Origin of the sequence: Catelliglobosispora koreensis DSM 44566 (assembly GCF_000379685.1) — a bacterium.
Classification (GTDB): domain Bacteria; phylum Actinomycetota; class Actinomycetes; order Mycobacteriales; family Micromonosporaceae; genus Catelliglobosispora; species Catelliglobosispora koreensis.
Genome location: NZ_KB903251.1, coordinates 178,451 through 195,280 on the forward strand (window position 1 = coordinate 178,451; position 16,830 = coordinate 195,280).

15 protein-coding genes, 1 tRNA gene and 1 pseudogene are annotated in these 16,830 nt (G+C 64.3%); 10 read left to right on the forward strand and 7 right to left on the reverse strand.

Features of this window, described 5'->3' with window-relative positions; genetic code table 11:
- Positions 1-11 precede the first annotated feature (11 nt).
- The 3 genes and pseudogenes from A3E1_RS0111420 (at position 12) to A3E1_RS0111430 (ending at position 2,204) form a co-directional block, all read left to right on the forward strand.
- Complete coding sequence (locus A3E1_RS0111420; protein ID WP_020520901.1) at positions 12-593, forward strand: GNAT family N-acetyltransferase; 582 nt, start codon at positions 12-14, stop codon at positions 591-593.
- 80 nt (positions 594-673) lie between these two features.
- Entirely contained in the window at positions 674-1,021 is a 348-nt protein-coding gene (locus A3E1_RS0111425) for a YciI family protein (RefSeq protein WP_020520902.1), read from the forward strand.
- Positions 1,022-1,083: 62 nt separating this feature from the next.
- A pseudogene (locus A3E1_RS0111430) lies at positions 1,084-2,204 on the forward strand (RNA polymerase sigma factor).
- On the opposite strand, the gene A3E1_RS0111435 reads toward A3E1_RS0111430, so the two are convergent.
- Complete coding sequence (locus A3E1_RS0111435; protein ID WP_020520904.1) at positions 2,190-3,044, reverse strand: class I SAM-dependent methyltransferase; 855 nt, start codon at positions 3,042-3,044, stop codon at positions 2,190-2,192. The pseudogene A3E1_RS0111430 and the gene A3E1_RS0111435 overlap by 15 nt on opposite strands.
- 61 nt (positions 3,045-3,105) lie before the next feature.
- Here A3E1_RS0111435 and A3E1_RS0111440 point away from each other — a divergent pair, with 61 nt between their 5' ends.
- Positions 3,106-5,925, forward strand: a complete 2,820-nt coding sequence (locus tag A3E1_RS0111440; RefSeq protein WP_020520905.1) for an AAA family ATPase — start codon at positions 3,106-3,108, stop codon at positions 5,923-5,925.
- Positions 5,926-5,932: 7 nt separating this feature from the next.
- On the opposite strand, the gene A3E1_RS44615 is transcribed toward A3E1_RS0111440, so the two are convergent.
- The 3 genes from A3E1_RS44615 to A3E1_RS0111455 form a co-directional block, all read right to left on the reverse strand.
- On the reverse strand, positions 5,933-8,197 hold the full coding sequence (locus tag A3E1_RS44615) for a tetratricopeptide repeat protein (protein ID WP_169454390.1): 2,265 nt from the start codon (positions 8,195-8,197) through the stop codon (positions 5,933-5,935).
- A gap of 97 nt (positions 8,198-8,294) precedes the next feature.
- Positions 8,295-9,206, reverse strand: coding sequence for a hypothetical protein (locus A3E1_RS0111450; protein WP_026208328.1), 912 nt, complete (start codon positions 9,204-9,206; stop codon positions 8,295-8,297).
- Positions 9,203-9,532: a PadR family transcriptional regulator gene (locus tag A3E1_RS0111455; protein ID WP_020520908.1), complete on the reverse strand. Its 330-nt coding sequence runs from the start codon at positions 9,530-9,532 to the stop codon at positions 9,203-9,205. Before A3E1_RS0111455 ends, A3E1_RS0111450 begins: the two co-directional genes overlap by 4 nt.
- 98 nt (positions 9,533-9,630) lie before the next feature.
- Here A3E1_RS0111455 and A3E1_RS0111460 point away from each other — a divergent pair, with 98 nt between their 5' ends.
- From A3E1_RS0111460 to A3E1_RS0111480, 5 genes are all read left to right on the forward strand, one after another.
- On the forward strand, positions 9,631-10,161 hold the full coding sequence (locus A3E1_RS0111460; RefSeq protein WP_020520909.1) for a hypothetical protein: 531 nt from the start codon (positions 9,631-9,633) through the stop codon (positions 10,159-10,161).
- A gap of 127 nt (positions 10,162-10,288) precedes the next feature.
- Positions 10,289-10,720, forward strand: a complete 432-nt coding sequence (locus A3E1_RS0111465; protein WP_157631456.1) for a hypothetical protein — start codon at positions 10,289-10,291, stop codon at positions 10,718-10,720.
- Between the two features lie 338 nt (positions 10,721-11,058).
- Positions 11,059-12,192 carry a glycoside hydrolase family 11 protein gene (locus A3E1_RS0111470; RefSeq protein WP_020520911.1) on the forward strand — a complete coding sequence of 378 codons (1,134 nt, stop codon included), beginning with the start codon at positions 11,059-11,061 and terminating at the stop codon, positions 12,190-12,192.
- A 94-nt stretch (positions 12,193-12,286) separates the two neighbouring features.
- The gene (locus A3E1_RS0111475) at positions 12,287-12,715 is read left to right on the forward strand and encodes a VOC family protein (protein WP_020520912.1); all 429 of its coding nucleotides are present in this window, start codon (positions 12,287-12,289) and stop codon (positions 12,713-12,715) included.
- Between the two features lie 61 nt (positions 12,716-12,776).
- The gene (locus tag A3E1_RS0111480; RefSeq protein WP_020520913.1) at positions 12,777-12,998 is read left to right on the forward strand and encodes a hypothetical protein; all 222 of its coding nucleotides are present in this window, start codon (positions 12,777-12,779) and stop codon (positions 12,996-12,998) included.
- 123 nt (positions 12,999-13,121) lie between these two features.
- On the opposite strand, the gene A3E1_RS0111485 is transcribed toward A3E1_RS0111480, so the two are convergent.
- From A3E1_RS0111485 to A3E1_RS39885, 3 genes are all read right to left on the reverse strand, one after another.
- A tRNA-Arg gene (locus A3E1_RS0111485) sits at positions 13,122-13,195 on the reverse strand.
- A gap of 106 nt (positions 13,196-13,301) precedes the next feature.
- Positions 13,302-15,131 carry a PQQ-dependent sugar dehydrogenase gene (locus A3E1_RS39880; RefSeq protein WP_020520914.1) on the reverse strand — a complete coding sequence of 610 codons (1,830 nt, stop codon included), beginning with the start codon at positions 15,129-15,131 and terminating at the stop codon, positions 13,302-13,304.
- 73 nt (positions 15,132-15,204) lie between these two features.
- Complete coding sequence (locus A3E1_RS39885; RefSeq protein ID WP_083929466.1) at positions 15,205-16,146, reverse strand: alpha/beta hydrolase; 942 nt, start codon at positions 16,144-16,146, stop codon at positions 15,205-15,207.
- 150 nt (positions 16,147-16,296) lie between these two features.
- Between A3E1_RS39885 and A3E1_RS0111500 the strand changes: the two genes are divergently transcribed.
- Positions 16,297-16,809, forward strand: a complete 513-nt coding sequence (locus A3E1_RS0111500; RefSeq protein WP_020520916.1) for a single-stranded DNA-binding protein — start codon at positions 16,297-16,299, stop codon at positions 16,807-16,809.
- The last annotated feature ends 21 nt before the right edge of the window (positions 16,810-16,830 follow it).

Here is a 16,830-nt window from a genome sequence, read left to right on the forward strand (position 1 = left end):
AGTTTGGCTCTATGCGGGTCTACCTGGAAACTGACCGCCTTGTCCTGCGCTACCTGACGGCTGATGACGCGGACAACCTCATCGAGCTGGACAGCGACCCTGAGGTGATGCGCTACCTGAGCGGTGGCGAGCCCACATCACCTCAGCGGATTCGCGAGGTGGTGCTGCCTTACATGCTTGAGTACTACGAGCAGGGTGACGCGTTCGGTTACTGGGCCGTGATCGAAAAGAGCACAGGTGAGTTCCTCGGCTGGTTTCACTTCAGGGAGCACCCCAGCGAAGGTGGCCCCGCTGGAGCGCCCGAGCGTGAGGGAATCGAGGTTGGTTATCGCCTGCTCAAGAAGGCCTGGGGCAAGGGCTACGGAACCGAAGGCACGAGAGCCCTGATCGAAAAGGGCTTCCGCGAGCTTGGCGTGCGGCGGGTCTACGCCGAAACCATGGCCGTGAACACGGCCTCACGGCGTGTGATGGAGAAGTCCGGCCTGAGTTACGTGCGCACGTTCAAGCAGGACTGGCCGGAGCAGATAGAAGGCTCTGAGCAGGGCGAAGTCGAATACGCCGTCACCCGCGAAGAATGGCTGAAAAAATCTTGAGCCGGTAACGTAGTGGAGCGCCGCAGCCGTTCGTCATCCAGGTGAGCAGGTAAAGGCCGACGAGCGAGCAGGAGCGCAAAGTGAAGTATCTGATGCAGGTGTGCACCGACCCGGGCTACGAAGTCAGCGAGGCGGACGCCGCCAACATTCCCGATATCGAGGCATGGGTGTCCGAAATGGACAGTCGCGGCGTGCGTCTCATGGGCAACCGGACCCGTCCCGCGAGCGAGGCGACGACGATCCGGGTGCGCGGGGGAGAGGTGCTGCTGACGGACGGTCCGTTCGCTGAGACCAAGGAACAGATGGCAGGCTTCGACATCCTTGAGTGCCGGGACCTCGACGAGGCGATCGAAGTCGCGTCCAAGCATCCGATGGCGTGGGCGGGAATGATCGAGATCCGTCCGTTCTGGCCGGACGACGAGGAGTAGTCACGGACGCGGAACGTTTCGCGCGGATCTACGCCGATGGCTGGAGCCGGATCGTGGCCACCATGATCCGGCTGACCGGCGACTGGGATCTCGCCGAAGAGTGTGCTCAGGACGCGTACACCCAGGCATGGCAAAAATGGGATGCCACCGGCATTCCCGGCCAGCCACTGGCCTGGCTGACGACGACTGCCCGCAACAAGGCGATCGACCGGATGCGCCGTGCCTCGCGTGAGGCGCAGAAGATGCAGGAGGTGGCGCAGATGGAACCCCCGCCCGCGCCGCAGCACGACTCCGAGATCCCCGATGAGCGCCTGGAACTGATGTTCACGTGCTGCCATCCGTCGCTGAACCTTCAGGCACAGGTCGCTTTGACGTTGCGCAGCCTCGCGGGCATGACGACGGCCGAGATCGCCCGGGCGTTTCTCGTTTCCGAGCGCACTATGGGGCAACGACTGTTCCGGGCGAAGGAAAAGATTGTCCACGCGGGCATCCCGTTTCGGGTGCCGCCGGCACACCTGTTGCCAGAACGGCTTCCGGCCGTGCTGCACGTCATCTACTTGCTCTTCAACGAGGGCTATGGCGACGCGTCCAAGCGGCGGCTGACCGATGAGGCGATCCGCCTGGGCCGGGTGCTGGTGGCTTTGATGCCTGACGAGCCGGAAGCCAACGGCATGCTCGCCCTCATGTTGCTGCACGACTCCCGGCGGACCGCCCGTGTCGGCCCCGATGGCGATCTCGTGCCGCTGGACGAGCAGGACCGTACCAAGTGGAATCAGGCCGATATCGCGGAAGGCTTGGCCCTGTTGCGTTCTGCGGCGGGACCGTTTCAGCTTCAGGCGGCGATCGCGGCGTGCCACACGTCAGCGGTCACCGACTGGGCCCGCATCGCTGACCTTTACGGACAGCTGGAAAGTTCGTTCCCAGTGCGGTGGTGCGCCTCAACCGTGCCGTCGCCGTCGGCTTCGCGCAGGGACCCGCACAAGCGTTGCCCTTGCTCGATGAGCTTGACAGCGAGCTCAACGGTTACTACTTGCTGCCAGCCACGCGAGCCGACATGCTCCGCCGCGCGGGCCGGGCGGAGGAAGCGGCCGAGAGCTATCGGGCAGCCATCGCTTTGGCCCCAACAGATCCCGAGCGCCGCTTCCTCCAGCACCGTCTCGACTCGTTGTCAGCGAGCCCCTGAGACCACCAGCATTTCGCAGGGCCCGGAAAACCCTTGTGGCCCTTCGAATTCTGAGAGCGCTGTCGCGATCTCGTCCCACGCCGCTTCGCGTTCGTGAGCGGGCAGCCCTGAAAGCATTTGGTGCAGCGCCCCAAACGATTCACGTTCGAACCGCACGCACTCGGCAGCTGACGGCAACCGCACCGGTGACGGCACGGTGTCCACCGTGATGTCCCGGAATCCGGCGCGGGCCAAGGTTTCCTCGGCGACGCCTGGGTTGCCGAGGCTGAACGGGCCAGGCTGTCCCGGGGCCGGCGGCGGAAGCTCTGCCCGGCGGCGGATGATGCCCACCGGCGTGGAGAAGAACTTATTGCGGTCAGCCGTCGAGTAGACCACGGCGGCGAACCGCCCACCTGGCCGCAGCGCGTCACGAATGCAGCCGAGCGCCGCTTGCTGGTCGGGGAAGTAGATCAGCCCGACCCGTGAGATCGCCGCGTCGAAACTCTCCTCTGGCACCTGTAGCGCCTCGCCATCGGCCTCCTGAACGGCGAGGTTCCGTACGCCCGCGTTAGCCGCGGCAGCCATCGCGTAGTGGAGGATCTCCGGCGAGATGTCGGTCGCCAGGACGTGACCTGACGGGCCGGCCCGGTGAGCCGCCGCGATGGACTGCCCACCCGCGCCCGCCGCGACATCGAGCACCCGGCTGCCCGCCCCGATCTTCGCCGCGTCGAGCATCTGGCTGGTCGCCGCGCCGAGCCAGTCTTCGATAGTTGGCCCCCAGCGGTGCCACGCTTCGGCGGCGTCTTGCCACTGCTGCCGCGTGGTGCTCTTGTAGACCGCTGGGTCGAATGTCGTCGTCATACCCTGTACGCGCTAGAAGCACCGCGCGTTCCGCCAGATCCGGTCTAGCGATAATGGACGGGTGCCATTCGTTGGGCGCCCCGAGGCGCTCGCCGCCTTGCACGAGGCGGCAGGTCCAGGCAGAAACCTCGTCCTGGTGACGGGTCCCGCCGGCATGGGCAAGACCGCCTTGCTCACCCGGTTCGCTCAAGATCATGATGCGCTCTGGGGCACCTGCTGGGCGCCCGACGCCCCAGCGCTGTGGCCTTGGACGCAAGCCTTGCCCGAGATTCGCGAACTGGCCCAGATCGAAGATCAGCTGGAACTCTTCGAGGCGATCAGTCACCGCATCACCAAGCCCATCGTGATTCTTGACGATCTCCAGTGGAGCGACCCGTCAAGCCTTGCCCTGGTGCGGTTTCTGCTCGGTGCCGCACATATTGACCGGTTGCTTATCGTGGGCGCCTATCGTGATGACGAGGCCCATCCCGGCCTCGCCGCGCTCAGCTCCGCGGCCCTTCGCCTTCCGCTGCGGGGGCTGAGCCGCTCGGAGGCAGCGGAACTCATCGATGCCAGTGCCCAGTCGTGGGCGGATTCCATCTACGAGCGCAGCGGCGGCAATCCGTTCTTCCTGCGGGAGCTGAGTCAGGTCGTCTCGTCCGGCGGAGCGGTCGCCGGGGTGCCGCACGCGATCAGGGAAGTGGTCTCCCGGCGGCTCGCCCGGCTTTCCGATGGTTGTGTGCGGCTGCTGGAGGCGGCCGCGGTCGCCGGTCCCTCGCCGTCGCCGGATGTGCTGGCCGGCATGCTCGGCGTCTCCGCGACACAGGTCGCCGAGCTGCTCGATGAGGCCGTGGGAGTGCTTGGCGCGGGCGGTTTCACGCATGACCTCTATCGCGAATCCATCTACAGCTCGCTATCGGCCAGCCAGCGCGCCGAGCTGCATCACCGCGCCGCGCAAGCGCTGGTGCGCCGGCACGAGCGCGGTGCTCAGGTGCACGCCGCCGAAGTGGCCCGCCATTTCACCCTCGCCGTAACGCTTTGCGGTCCGGATCCGGTGGCGCGGTGGGCCATAGCGGCCGCGTCCGCTGACCGCGCCCGGTTCGCCTTCGCCGAGTCCGCCGCGCACTTGGCCCGGGCGCGTGAAGCCATTGCCACCGCTGGTTTCGCGCTGTCCAAACCGGACCTTGTCGACCTGCTCACCGCCGAGTCGGGAGACCGGCTGCGGGCCGGAGATCCCACGGCCGCACAGGATTTGCTCACGCAAGCGTGGTCGCTGGCCGCGGATCCGCAACGGCAAGGGGCGGTCGCGCTAGGTTTCGCGCAAATCGGTGCGCGGTTCGCTATGCCAAGGCAAAACCTCTTGGGGGTACTAGGTAAAGCGCACGAATCCCTGAAGGGCACCGCGACGGCCACCGAAGCTCAGGTCACCGCGGAGCTGTCGCGCCAACTGCAGCACTCCGTCCCGTCAGACCGGCCGCGAGCGCATCCGCTGGCGCGGCAAGCGGTAGCGATCGCCCGCTCCCTCGGCGACCCACGCACCCTGGCCGACTGTCTGCTCGCGGAACACGACAGCTTGTGGCGCCCTGGTCTAGCTGCGCAACGGTTGCCCATCGCCCGCGAGATCGCCGCCCTGGCACAGCAAGCCGGCGACACGGAACGTCACGTCCAGGCTCTGCTGCTCATCGCTAACGCTTTACTGGAGAGCGGTTCACCAGCCTTCAGGCCCGCGCTGGCCGACTACTTCCATCACGCCCGCCAATCACGTCAGCCGCGCAACCAATATGTGTTGCGCACACGTGAGGCGGCACTGGCCATTTTGGACGGAGATGCCGTCGCCGGCGAGCGGCTGAGCCGGGAAGCCGAAGTCATGGGCGAGGCTATCGGCGACCCCGACGCGGGCAACGTCAGGATGTCGCAACGGCTGGAACTGGCGCGCCTTAGCGAAGACCCGGTGCTGTTGCGCCAGTTCGCGGAACAGGCCATCCAGTGGTGGGTCGGTGTTCCCGCCCACGCGCACGCTGTCGCCGCCGGATTCCTCGCCCGTGCAGGCGATCTCGACGCCGCCAAACGCGAGCTGGACCTAGCCCGTTCCCTCGATGACTGGAAACTCGACCGGTCTTATCTGTGGTCTGTGTTCATCGGTGAGATGACCGAAGCCGCGGTCCGGCTTGAGGACCGTCCATTTTGCACAGAGCTGCTCGCTGAGCTGTTGCCAGCGGCGGACAGTTGCGCGGTCAACGGCGCGCTCGTGGCCTTCGCTGGAGCACAGGCGCACCGGGCCGGGCAGCTCTACGCCGTCCTCGGCAAGCCGGAGGACGCACGCAAGTGGTGGGAGAAGGCGCTCGCGACACATCACGCGCTCGGTGCCCGCGCGTGGGAGGCCGTCTCCGACAGCGTCCTCAACAACGCGCGTCCCCAATTCGTACGCGACGGATCGTTGTGGCACTTGACGTTCCAGGGACGGACCGCGATTGTGCGTGACACCAAGGGATTGCGCGATCTCGCGACGCTGGTCAGCCGTCCCGGCGTGGACATCTCCGCCCTGGATCTCGCGGGCGCGGGCGTCGTCGACTCAACGGAACCAGCTCTCGACCGCCAAGCACTCGCCGCCTACCGGCAACGGTTGCGTGACCTCGACGAGGAGCTGGCGTCGGCTGACGTTGTCCATCGTGACCGGGCGGCAGCCGAGCGCGAGGCTCTGCTCGCGGAACTGCGCCGTGCCACCAAGCCAGACGGATCGTCACGCGACCTCGCCGTTACCGTCGCGGAACGTTCCCGCAAAGCCGTGACCGCTCGCATCCGTGATGCCATCACCCGCATCGGCGAATCGTTCCCCGAGTTAGCCACCCACCTATCGCGGACCGTCCGAACCGGACTTTCCTGCCGCTACGACCCGCAATAGACTGGCGTCACTTGAAGGTGTTCATGAGGCGGATGGATTCCTTGGTGTCCGGGTGATCCGGGCCGAGGATGCGTGTGCGGTCCTCGACGAGCTGCTGGAACAACTCCACCGCCTGCTGCCGGTCGCCTGATTCCCCGACGTTGTAAGCCAGGCGGTGCCGGGCCTTCAAGGTGTCGAGGTGATCGGGGCCGAGCACGCGCGTGCGGTCGAGCACGAGATCGCGGAACATCTTCGCCGAGCCCGCCCGGTCACCGGTCTCACCGAGGTTGTAGGCGACCTGGTGCCGCGTCCACAACGTGTCGGGGTGATCGAGCCCGAGGAACCTGACGTAGTCAGGAAGCAGCTCCTGGAACAAGCGCAGTGCTTGCGGCCGGTCTCCGGTTTCACCGATGTTGAACGCCAGCTGGTGCCGCGCCCACAGCGTGTCGGTGTGATACGGGCCGATGATGCGCGTGCGGTCAGCGACCAAGTCCCGGAAGAGCATCACCGCTTGCGCGCGGTTGCCGGACTCACTGATGTTGTAGGCCAGCTGGTAACGGGTCCACAGCGTGTCCGCGTGCTCTTCGCCGAGGATGCGGATGTTGTCTTTGAGCAGGTCCTGGTACAGGCGGACGGCCTGCTGCCGGTCGCCGGTCTCGCCGACGTTGAAGGCGAGCTGGTGCCGCGTCCAGAGCGTGTCGGTGTGATCTGGCCCGATGACGCGGATGCGGTCGGTGATCAGCTCGCGGTAGAGCCGGATGGCTTGCTGGCGGTCTCCAGACTCACCGAGGTAGTAAGCCCACCGGTAGCGGGTCTTGAGCGTGTCCACATGGTCGGGCCCAAGGACCCGTGCGCGGTCGTCGGCCAGTTCCTTGAACAGTTCCGCGCCCTTTTTCTTGTTGCCTGTCTCGCCGGTGTTGTAGGCGACTTGGTGCCGTGTCCACAACGTGTCGTTGTGATCGGGGCCGGCGTAGCGGATGTGATCGGGCTCCAACTCCACGAACAGCCGGAGCGCTTCCCTGCGGTCGCCGGTCTCGCCGATGTTGAACGCGAGCTGGTGCCGGGTCCAGAGGGTGTCGATGTGGTTCGGGCCGATCGCGCGAATGCGGTCGGTGAGTAGTTCCCGCAAGAGCGTCACCGCTTGCGCGCGGTTGCCGGACTCACCCGTGTTGTAGGCGAGCTGGTAACGAGTCCAGAGCGTGTCGGCATTGTCAGCGCCGAGCACCCTGGCGCGATCCTTGGACAGCTCCCGGAAGATTTCGATCGCTTCTGGGCGGTTGCCGCTCTCACCGAGGTTGAAAGCCAAGTGGTGTCGCGTTAGGAGGGTGTCAGTGTGATCGGCGCCCAGGATGCGGACGCGGTCGTCGAGCAGCTCGCGGAACATGACGGCGGCCTGGCGGCGGTCACCGGTTTCGCCGGTGTAATAGGCCGCGCGGTACCGCGTCTTGAGGGTGTCGGAATGCTCCGGGCCGAGGATGCGGCTGCGGTCGTTGACGAGATCCTGGAACAGCTTTACAGCCTCGGCCGGCTCGCCGGTCTCACCGAGGTTGAAGGCGAGCTGGTGGCGGGTCCACATCGTGTCGCCATGGTCAGAACCAAGGAACAGCACGTCGTCTGGCAGCAGCTCCCGGAAGATCAGAACCGCTTGGCGGCGGTCGCCTGATTCGCCGAGGTTGAAGCCAAGCTGATAACGCGTCCACAGAGTGTCGGGGTGCTCGGCACCAATGACGTGCGCACGGTCGACGGCCACGTGCCGCAGCAACTGAACGGCACCGTTGTAGTCGCCACGGCCAGCCAGCGTTAGGGCGTCGTTGTATTGACGGGTCAACGTCGCGGCATCGGGCAGCGGACTGGTCGGCGGGATGGACAACAGCGTGCTCACCGGCTTTGGTGGCGGTGGTGCCACCGGCGCCGCGGCCTTCGAGCCCCGCAAGCGGTCAACAAACCGTGACGGTGGCATCCGGCCGCCGGTCACATCCTCGAACTGAACATCACTGAGCCGGAAGAACCTCCGGCCGGAAATCAGCAGCGGGTAGATCGGCTTGCCCATCTCCTCCGCCTGGTTGATTTCCCGGTTCACCCACACGGATTCTTCGGCGGCTGGACTCATCACGACGATAAAGGCCACGCATGAATCAAGCTGTTTTCGGATCACAGCCGCCCACCGATCACCACTGATGATGTCGCGGTCGAACCAGACAGGTATGCCTTGCTGGCTCAGGTGTTCTGCCAGTTGCTCAACATAATCCGAGTCGCTGGCATGGCTGTAGCTGATAAACACGTGGCCCGTCACGAACAGAAAACTACCGATTGCCACACGTCCCTGACAAACCCAGTACGCCAATCTTTATCCGAAATGCTTAGTCCTATGTGGAGAGAGATCAGTTAGCTCAGCTAACCAGGTTGATAGCCTTGGCGCGGCTGGCGTACTTCCGCCGGGCCTTGATGGCGAGGTCAATGAGGATTCCAGCGACGGTGAGCACCAGCACAAACTTGACGAGACGGTCCGACGGGGGACTCTGGTAAACCGGGCCGGCGAACACCACCCACGTCATCACCGCGCCCATCGCGAGGTCCAAGACAAGCTCCAATTTGCGTGTGAAGGGCGACCATCGCCCCTGGACGGTGACCATGGCGAAGTGCACTATCGCGAGCACCATGAGCGCGAGCACCAAGGGGCCCCGCAGGCGCAGGAACTCCTCGTCGAAGGAGAACGCCGCGATCGCGTCAGGTGCCGAGGTCACCTTCTTGATGAGCCAGCTGGCGTTGACCAGCACCAGCGTCCCGGCGACGAAGAACACTATCGCCGCGATCCGGCCGGCCCTGTTCACGTGATCGGTCCGTGACGGCTTGGGTTTCCAGGCCGCACTGCTAGGCCAGCGCCTGCGCACCCAGCCCGCGATGCCAAAGCACACGACGAGAAGGCCGGGCCACCAGAAGGACTGCAGGACATATTTGAAGTACCACACCTGAAGCACCATCATCGCGCCGCTGCCCGCCTCGATGGCCTCGATCAGCCCCAGCGACCAGATGACGATGACGCCGACAACGCTGAGCCTGAGGAACGGGCGCGTGTCACCCTGATCGATCACTGTCAGCGGTTTTCCGTACCGTGCGGCCACTTCCGCGGGACGGCCGAAGCCCCGCAACAGTTCGAGCGCCTCGTCAGCCGAGCCGTCCCCAAGCTCGTCGCGCAACAGCTCGCGCAGCTCCATCGAAACGTCGGCCCGATCCTTGCGTGGCAGCAATCTGGCCACATCGGCCACGTAGGCGTCAATTAGTTCAGGCGCGGTCATCATCATCCTTCATCACCTTCCAGGAGCCGGTCCATAACCTCGTTCAGCCCGCGCCATGAGGCCGTCAGCTGCTCGCAGAGCTTCACCCCGGTGTCGCTGAGCTGGTAATAGCGCCGCGGTGACCCTTCATTGGCCCGCCACTCGCTGGTGAGCACGCCCTGCGACTCCAGCCGCCGCAACAGCGGATAGAGCGTGCCCTCTTCGATGGGGAGCCCTTTGCTGGACAGCGACTGCCGCAGCTCGTAGCCGTAGCGGTAGGACCGCAACTGCGACAGGACAGCCAGCACGACCACCCCTCGCCGCAGTTCAAGCTCCAGCTTCTCGCTTACCATGCGCCACACAGTACTGTGCGCCACATAGGCTCGTCTAGTGACAGAATTCAGCACCATGTCCCCTGGGCTGCTTCAGCAGTCTCCAATGTGGAGGATCTATGTCCGGCAACGCGAGACAGCCCAGCAACAAGCTCCTTGTCCTCGGGTGTTTGGTTCCTCTGCTCGCTGTACTCGTAGGAGCTGGAAGCCTGCTGGTCCACTACGCCATCGAATCCCCCGTGTCGCCTTATCAAGTGGAGTTCTCCGCGTCCGGGAAGGCGTGCACAAAGGATGATCCGGGAGACTCTGCGCTCGTCCTTGATCAGGACACGGGCGAGGTTCTGTATTGCAGTGTCCTGCCTCCGATGGGTGTGACCGGCGGTCCTCTTGCTAGCGGGGCGTTTTCGGCTGAGGAGGTTGGACGCATCACTCAACTGTCGCGTTCGCTCGCCTCAGAAGGTGGCTTTAGCGATGCGGACCGAGACGCTGTGCAGCAACTGGTGGCACAGATCAGCCGCGAACACGGCCACGACAAGATGGAGCCAACCCTGCTCGAAGACCTGACGTGGAATGTCGGCCTCTTCAGTCTCATCGCAGGGTTTGCTGTAGTCATTGGTCTCGGCCTTTGGAGCCATTCCCGCGGGGATTGAGCTCAAGTTGTGATCCAAAGGCGCTTTACCGACGGCACGGAGACTGATTGGTGCGTCAGGAATGTAACGTCTCAGCCGTGAGCACCGCTTAGTAGATAAGCGTTCCGGTCGGCGGATGGAGGCTCCAATGACGTCAGAGTGTCTGCGGATTATGTGCGAGCAGCTGGATGTGCACTGGCGGCAGCTTTACGAAATCGACGTCATCGAGCAAGCCGAGTCCGTGATCCGCGAGCAGCACCAAAACGCGCTTCTCAAGCAGCTGACCGAGGCACTGTCCGATGTGGACACAGCGAAGGATCGCTTAGCTGAGGTGAGAGAGTCTTGCGGCCAATCGGCTGCAGCGATGGCCGAAGAACATCTGTGCGCGGTCAGGCGGCGTGCGGAAAACCTGCTGGATCAAATCAACCGGCAACGTGACGCCTGCGCGCTCGTGCAAGACACGCATAAGGCCAACCGTGCTCATCTGCTTCACGTGATTCAGGCCTTGCAACTAGCCATCAGCAGACGCCGTGCCGAGGAAGACAACGACGGCGTCCTCCCGTGGCCACCCGTCGTCTGACCCGCTGTCGCATGGGTACCGAAACTTTCGGCATTCTCACGCCGAAGATTTAGTGATCTCCAAAGTAGACAGGCTATCTTCGGCGGCAGCTAAAGCCGTGCAAAGGCACTAAAAGGGAGCACGCGAGAGTGCCATCGCTTCCGGAAGTTTCCCGGAAGTTATTGACAGTCCAAATTGGGCCGGCTGATGATTCGAGCATCGATGAACCTCAACGATCGAGACATCCCGGCGTGATCCGGCGCTGATGACGGTGGCCGTGCCCGACGGCCCCACGACAGTGCCGAGTCGTGTCACGCAGCCTGGTCCCTAGGGCTGCCCTCACCTAAGGACACCTGCACATGTTCGACATCCGCTCCCATCCCAAACGCCGCATCAAGCTGCTCGCTGTCGCCGTGAGCGCCGTCGTGCTAGCCGCGGCCTCGATCACGCTGGGCAGCGCCGCCCATGCCGAGGCCGACCGCACCATCACCTCGAACTCGACCGGGTACCACAACGGGTTCTTCTACTCGTACTGGAAGGACAGTGGCAACGTCACCATGAACCTTGGTGCCGGCGGCCAGTACAGCGTCCAGTGGAACGGCATCAACAACACCGTCGTGGGCAAGGGCTGGAACCCAGGCTCCAACCACACAGTGAACTACTCGGGCAGCTTCAGCCCGAACGGGAACGGTTATCTCGCGCTCTACGGCTGGACGACCAACCCGCTCATCGAGTACTACGTCGTGGAGAGGTTCGGCAGCTACAACCCGAGCACGGGCGCGACCCGGCTGGGGTCGGTGAACACCGACGGCAGCACGTACGACATCTATCGCACCCTGCGCGTCAACCAGCCCTCCATCATCGGGAACGCGACGTTCTACCAGTACTGGAGTGTCCGCCAGCAGCACCGGACCGGCGGCACCATCACCACCGCCAACCACTTCAACGCGTGGGCCAGCCTTGGCCTGAACCTGGGCACACACAACTACCAGATCCTCGCCACGGAGGGCTACCAGAGCAGCGGTAGCTCCAGCATCACCGTCAGCGAAGGACCGGGCGGGAACCCAACGCCAACGCCAACTACCTCGAATCCGCCTGGCGGCAGTGGCCAGCAGATCGTGGGTGGGCAGTCTGGCCGGTGCGTTGACGTTCCAGGCGCTTCGACAGCCAACGGCACCCAAGTGCAGCTATACGACTGCTGGAGCGGCACCCAGCAGCGCTGGACTTACACCGCCAACAGGCAGCTCGTGGTTTACGGCAACAAGTGCCTGGACGCCTCGAACCGGGGAACCACCAACGGCACCGCAGTGATCATCTGGGACTGCAGCGGCCAGTCCAATCAGCAATGGAACGTGAACTCCAACGGCACCATCACCGGTGTGCAGTCCGGGCTTTGCCTAGACGCCTCCGGCAACTCACCGGCGAACGGAACAAAGATCATTCTCTGGTCGTGTAGCGGTGGCTCGAACCAGCGATGGAGCCTGCGCAGTTGACCGCCGTCCGGGCCCTCGGCAGCGAAAGCGGTCTGGGGCCCGGACAACAAAGTTTGGTACTGCGACGGTTCGCGATCCCGATTACGGTCTGCACATGGTCCCCGACATTCATATCGTGTTCGACTGCGGCGATCCGGACCTCCTCGCTCGTTTCTGGATGGTGGCGCTACCTGGCTACGACTTCCCGCACGGCCCACCCGACGGCTACGCCACCTGGGAGGAATGGGCGGACGCCAACGAGATTCCGGAAGATCAGCGCAACGCCGGCCGCACCTTGGTCGACAAGAAAGGCCACCGTCCCGACATCTTCTTCCTCCGCGTTCCTGAACCCAAGAGCACAAAGAACCGCGTCCACCTCGACGTGAAAGCCGGCGGGCCAGACGATGGCCAGCGCCGCGCACGGATCGAGGCGGTTGGCGCCCAGCTAATCGCCGCCGGTGGATCGATCCTGCGCCGCGTAGACGACGGACGGTTCTGGCTTGTCATGCAAGACCCGGAAGGCAACGAATTCTGCGTCAACTAAAGACCACGCTTTCCGGTGAATGCCTGTTTAGCGGCCGGCCTTTAGGGGCAACCAGCGGTTCATGGCCGACAGTTTCATGCAGCTGATAAATAACGCCCGCCTGATAGAAGACACAGGCGGGCCGGCCCCGGCCACAGATCTTGAACGCTTTGACGCCAGCCTGGCTGAGCTGATTCGCCGCGCTCGTTTGCAGGCGGGCGAACTCGCTCTAATGATCCAGCGCATGGAAAAGCTCCGCCTCGATATCAGGACGCACCTGCCCCGGCCGCGCACCGCGGAGTAGGTGCCCTGCGGGTGCGGCTGTCCGCCTCGTGCTCGTGGCGGTGAGCGTCGCAGGCAGCCAGCCGCACCACCGCTCACCTGCCTGGCTAAGAATCCAACATGCGCAGGTGGGGAAGAGTGAGAGTGCGCCCGGCAGGATTCGAACCTGCGACCGGCGGATTAGAAGTCCGCTGCTCTATCCAGCTGAGCTACGAGCGCATCCGTAAGGGTCGCCGGCCAGCATAGGTGACGGACCGTGACGCCCGGAGAAAAGGGTACCGCGGACACGGTACCGCTCCCCGGGCGCGTCGGGCATCTCGATTAACTACGGCGCTGATCCATTGGTGGACGTAACTTTCCAGATCCGGCCGTTGGCTTTGGCGAGGATGTAGAGCTCTCCCGCCGCGTCGAGGCCGAATCGGAGGTCGACTCGGGAGTCTCCGGCTAAAGACGGCATGCTTGTCTGCGTACCAGATGAATTGAATATCTTGAATTGATAGACCTGGGGTAGGGGACCGCCGCGGACCATGGACGATTCGTTGGTGTAGAAGACCCAGCCCTGCACCAGATCGCCGAAGATGTATTTGCCCCGTAGCGCGGGGATGGCGTTGCCGCGGTAGACGAAGCCGCCGGCGATGGCGCGGCCGAGGTCGCTGCTGCAGTTCCAGCCAGGCGGGGGATCGTGGTCGTAGGCCGCGACCGGATAGGTATAGCCAAACGTCGAGTCGTTGGACGGCAGGCTGTAAACGTTGCAGGGATCGGATTTGTTGTAGATCCAGGCGCCTTCGCGGTCGCTCCAGCCCATGTTGTCACCGGCGCGTACGTCATAGACGCCCTCAATGGTGTGTTCGCCGATGTGGCCGAGGAACATGCGGTTCGTGCCGCCGCGGTCCCAGCTGAAGCGGTGCGGGTCGCGGTAGCCGATCGAGTAGATCTCACCGAGCGTTCCGGGCACGCCAACGAATGGATTGTTCGGCGGGATGCCGTAGCGGCCGTTCGCGCTGTTCGTGCCCGCCGGGTTGATCCGCAGGAGCTTGCCGAACGGGACATTGCGCTGCTGCGGGATCGTGCTCGACGCGCCGCGGCCGCCATCGCCAACCGCGATATACAGCAAGCCGTCTGTCGTGTTCGGATTGAAGTCGATCTGCTGAATAGCGTGAATGTAGGTGCCAAAACCGAGGCGCAGCAGCTGCCGCCGAGTACCAGTAAATGTTGTCGCCATGGGGTTGCTGGCGGTCCATTCGGTGACGACGCTGTGCACCACGGCGCTGGATTGCGTCCAGTCCGCTTGCTGGTTGGGCGATTCACTGTGGACGGTGTAGAACTTGCCGTTCGTGACGTACTGCGGGTGGAACGTGACGAACCCAAAACCACTGCCAAGGCCGCGGCCTGAGAAGAAATTGCCGCCAACCGTGGCGCGAACATCTAGATAGGTGGTTGGGGTTCCACCACTGGCTGGTACTAGGTAGAGCTTGCCGTTGAGGTCGGGAACGAACTTGCGCCCGGGTATGCCCGGCACCTCACCTAGGTGGTTGATGCGGGCCCGGCGCACGAGGCGGGAGTCCGTCGGCGCGGGCACCGGGTTTGACTGCGGAAACGTCGCGAACTCCGTGAGCACGAGACCGAGCCCTGACGTGACCGGATCGTTGGGGATCGGGTCCTCGACCGGCGCGGGATCGCCGCCTCCGCCCTGGCCATCGTCAACGGTGAGGGAGTCGATATTGGACAGTCCGTTGGACGTCGTCGCGCTGATACGGATGGTGTTGGTGCCAGCGGCCAATGTGGCGGTCGCGCTCATGGTGGACCACGATGTCCACGCGCCCGTGGGCGGAAAGAGCGGGCTGGAGTGGGCGGTGCCGTTGATGGTGAGCGTCGCGGGACGGTTCGACGTGGTTCCGTTGGCGTGCCGGAAGACGAGGGTCCGGCTGGCGGCCGCCGTCATCGGGACGCTGAACTCGATGGCTGCCCCGATAGCGTTGGCGCTGTTGACGAATCCGGTGCCGGTGAAGCCCGCGTGATTGCTCTCGACGACACCGTTGATGATCGTGGCCTGTTCGGCTTCGTAACGGACCGGGGCGGCGCTGGCGGCGGGACTGATGACAAAGCTGAGCATGACGAGCGCGGCGAATGCCGCCCAGGTCCGGACGGGACGCATAGTCGTCTCGATTCGACGGTTGGAAACCTTTCCATTAATAGTTCGTCAGGTTAACAATCCATCTTGATCGATTCTAGATGTAGGCGCCCAGCCACTTCTGGGTCTCGCTGAAGAACCGCTGCCTGGCAGGCTCCCGGGACAAGGTCAGGTCGTGTTTGCCGCCATCGATGCGCACCACCGTGACGTGGCGGCCGAGCGCTGGTGCCCAGCGGGAGATGTGCTCGACGTTCAGCACGGCGTCAGCCTCGTGGGCGGCATCGTCCCAAACCGGGGCATGAAACGAGGCGCTGGAGTGCGCGACCAGGATCGGCGCCGTGATGTCCAGGCCCGCCCGCAGGCGCTGCTGTCCTAAGCGGACCGCGTGCAGCCAGCCCAGCCGGGCCGGGAACGACGACACCGGTTTCCACGACAGGTCATAGACCCACTCGCCGTTGTAGTCCTGGTGCAGGCTCTGGCCGTAAAGCGATACACCACGCGAGCCGAACGGGCGCTTAGGCAGCCGCCCGGCGACGCGGCCGATCACGGCGGCAAGCGGCCGGCGGACCATCCAGCTGGTGTTGAAGTCAAAGAACGGACTGTTGAGCACGAGCCCGTCCACGGCCCCGGTGTGCGAACGCGAATGCGCCCACAGCGACGAGATCAGGCCACCGGTCGAGTGAGCGAAGATGACCATCGTGTCGTGCTCATCGTCGGCCCTGATGATGCGGGCCGCCTCGTCGAGCTCGGGGAAATAGTCCGCCAGGCTGCTGACATAGTTCGCGGTTTGATGGGGCTGCAGACTCCGGCCGTACTTACGCAGGTCGAGTGCGTAGAAGTCATAACCGCGCTCGATGAAGAAGTCAGCGATATGCGTCTGGAAGAAATAGTCGTTGTAGCCGTGCAGGTATAGCGCCGCTTTCGGCGTCGGCTGAGGTGCCTTGCGGCTGACCAGCGTCGCGATGACGGGACCCTCGTCATCGTCGGGAAGCTCGATCACCCGCTGGTGATATGGCTCGCCGAGAACGTCGATCTGCAGTGCGTCCGTGCCCACCACCAAAGATTACCTGGGGCTAGTTATCCACAGGCTGGGGTTATCCACAGCGGACGGGTCGTGAGGTTCGCTCGGGGTTGGGGTGCTGGCGCACGCTCCTTTTCAGGTTCGCAGATGGAGAAGGAGGGATGGGGGATGTTCGATACACCTCTGACGATCGTGGGCAATGTCTTGACGGCGCCCGAGTTTCGCAAGACCAGCCAGTCCAACCAGGTGGTCGCGAGCTTCCGGGTCGCGTCGACCGCGCGGCGCTTCGATAAGGGGACGAGCGAATGGGTTGACGGGCATAGCTTGCGGGTTCGGGTGACGGCCTGGCGCCGGCTGGCCGAAGGCGCTGTCCAGTCGCTGAAAGTTGGCGACCCGGTCATCGTTGTCGGGCGGCTCTACACGCGCGACTGGATCGACGAGGCGGGCGTGCGGCGCGTGCTTTACGAGCTCGACGCGGGCGCGATCGGGCACGACCTCGCTCGCGGGACGTCGACGTTCCAGCGGCACTCGTCGGCGGTCAGCACGAGCACGATCGAAGACGAGGAAGCGGAGCGCCGCGTCGGTGGCGAGGATTCGGAGCCTTATCACCCGGGCGTGGTTCCGCCGGGTGAGGCCGACGATGACGCGTTCGAAGACGAGCGTGAGCTGGCCGGAGTCTGACCGCTGCTGGGGACAGGGGTG

Bases quoted from the DNA above. Each gene is read 5' to 3' on its own strand.
- A3E1_RS0111420 (WP_020520901.1), top strand. From the start codon at position 12: ATGCGGGTCTACCTGGAAACTGACCGCCTTGTCCTGCGCTACCTGACG.
- A3E1_RS0111480 (WP_020520913.1), top strand. From the start codon at position 12,777: ATGGCCGACAGTTTCATGCAGCTGATAAATAACGCCCGCCTGATAGAA.
- A3E1_RS0111455 (WP_020520908.1), bottom strand. From the start codon at position 9,532: ATGGTAAGCGAGAAGCTGGAGCTTGAACTGCGGCGAGGGGTGGTCGTG.
- A3E1_RS0111435 (WP_020520904.1), bottom strand. From the start codon at position 3,044: ATGACGACGACATTCGACCCAGCGGTCTACAAGAGCACCACGCGGCAG.
- A3E1_RS0111470 (WP_020520911.1), top strand. From the start codon at position 11,059: ATGTTCGACATCCGCTCCCATCCCAAACGCCGCATCAAGCTGCTCGCT.
- A3E1_RS0111500 (WP_020520916.1), top strand. From the start codon at position 16,297: ATGTTCGATACACCTCTGACGATCGTGGGCAATGTCTTGACGGCGCCC.
- A3E1_RS39880 (WP_020520914.1), bottom strand. From the start codon at position 15,131: ATGCGTCCCGTCCGGACCTGGGCGGCATTCGCCGCGCTCGTCATGCTC.
- A3E1_RS0111465 (WP_157631456.1), top strand. From the start codon at position 10,289: ATGACGTCAGAGTGTCTGCGGATTATGTGCGAGCAGCTGGATGTGCAC.
- A3E1_RS0111475 (WP_020520912.1), top strand. From the start codon at position 12,287: ATGGTCCCCGACATTCATATCGTGTTCGACTGCGGCGATCCGGACCTC.
- A3E1_RS0111460 (WP_020520909.1), top strand. From the start codon at position 9,631: ATGTCCGGCAACGCGAGACAGCCCAGCAACAAGCTCCTTGTCCTCGGG.
- A3E1_RS0111450 (WP_026208328.1), bottom strand. From the start codon at position 9,206: ATGATGATGACCGCGCCTGAACTAATTGACGCCTACGTGGCCGATGTG.